Origin of the sequence: Streptomyces alkaliphilus, assembly GCF_014141535.1 — a bacterium.
GTDB lineage: Bacteria > Actinomycetota > Actinomycetes > Streptomycetales > Streptomycetaceae > Streptomyces > Streptomyces alkaliphilus.
Genome location: NZ_VKHT01001125.1, coordinates 1 through 1,491 on the forward strand (window position 1 = coordinate 1; position 1,491 = coordinate 1,491).

The following is a 1,491-nucleotide window of genomic DNA, read 5'->3' on the forward strand; positions in this document are numbered from 1 at the left end:
CTCCCGGGGCTCCGCCCCGACCGCCCGCCGGGAGGAGCCCCCGCTCGACCCCGCCACGCTCGCGCTGCTGGAGGGCATGACCGGCACGGCCGCCCTCGTCCTGGGGCGCGGGCTGGACATCCTCGCCTGGAACGACCTCGCCGCCGGCCTGTTGACCGACTTCGGCCGTTACCCGGCCCGGGAGCGCAACCTCGTCCGGCTCGCCTTTCGCGATCCGGAGGTGCGCGGCCGGTACGCGGAGTGGGAGAGGGTCGGCGCGCAGTGCGTCGCCCACCTGCGGATGGAGGCCGCTCGGTACCCCGAGGACCCCGGGCCGGCCCGTCTGGTGGAAGAGCTGTCCGAGGTCGACGCCGACTTCCGGCGCTGGTGGTCGGGGTACCGGGTGCGCGCTCACACCACCGGCCGCAAACGGTTCATCCACCAGGTGGTCGGCGAACTCGACCTGGACTTCGGTGTGATGGATCTGCGCGGCGCCGAGGACCGGAGCCTGGTGGTGTACGGCGCCGAGCCCGACTCCCCCTCCGGGGAGGGCCTGGCCTTCCTCTCCGGCTGGACCGGCCGGGGTCGTCACCGGCCCGGATCGGACCGGGAACCGACGCGCGGCCCGGGGGACCGGGGCGGCGTCGCCTGAGCCCCGGGCGGCCCCGCGACCCGACGACCCGGCGGGCGGCACCCACCGGGCCCCGCGGCGGGGCCGGGGCGCACGCTCCCGGCGCGACACCTTCCGGCCCGTGGGCCCGTGGGCCCGCCGGCGCCCCGGACCGGTGACCGGTCTCGGGCCCCCGGCCCGGTCAGGGTCGGCGCGGGCCGGGCAGCCGGTCGAGCAGGCCGGTGCGGACGGCCAGCGCCGCCGCCTCCAACCGGGAGGTCGTCCCCAGCTTCGACAGCAACCGCTGCACGTGGGTGCGGGCCGTGCTCGGCGCCACCCCGAGACCGGTGGCGATCAGCCGGGTGTCCTCGCCCTCCACGATGCGGCGCAGCACGTCCGCCTCGCGCTCGGTCAGCAGCCCCGCCAGCCGGGACCCCTCGGCGTCCGGCGCCGAACGCGGGTTCAGCAGTTCGGTGAACGCCTCCCGCAACAGTTGCGGCGCCACCGCCGGTTCCCCCGAACGGGCCCGGGCCATCGCCCGCTCCACGCCCTCGACCCGCTCGTCCTCGCGCACGTATCCCCTGGCGCCGGCCGCGAAGACCGCCGCCACCCCGCGCGGACGCGGCACCGGACCGAGCACCACCACCGCCGTGCGGGGACTCTCCCGGTGGATGCGGGACAACGCCTCCAGCGCGCCGTCCGCCTCCGGCGCGGCGGTGCCGAACAGACACACCTCGGGCTGCTTGGCGGCCACCAGCTCGGCCGCCCGGGACAGCGGGGCCGCGACGGCCGGCACCCGGTGGCCGCGCACCCGCAGCGCCGAGGCCAACGCCTCGGCCACCAACCGGCGGTCGTCCACGACCACCACCCGCACGCTCGTCACGTCCTCCCCCTTCGGAACC

The 1,491-nt window shown here is 77.7% G+C and carries 2 protein-coding genes; one reads left to right on the plus strand and one right to left on the minus strand.

The genetic code is table 11. The annotated features are described in order from the left end of the window. On the plus strand, positions 1–631 hold a 631-nt coding region (locus FNQ90_RS22860), incomplete at its 5' end, for an MmyB family transcriptional regulator (RefSeq protein WP_182608084.1). A 160-nt stretch (positions 632–791) separates the two neighbouring features. Here the strand turns inward: FNQ90_RS22860 and FNQ90_RS22865 are convergent. Further along, positions 792–1,472 (minus strand): response regulator transcription factor, encoded by a 681-nt coding sequence (locus FNQ90_RS22865; RefSeq protein ID WP_323380132.1) that lies wholly within the window; start codon positions 1,470–1,472, stop codon positions 792–794. Positions 1,473–1,491 lie beyond the last annotated feature (19 nt).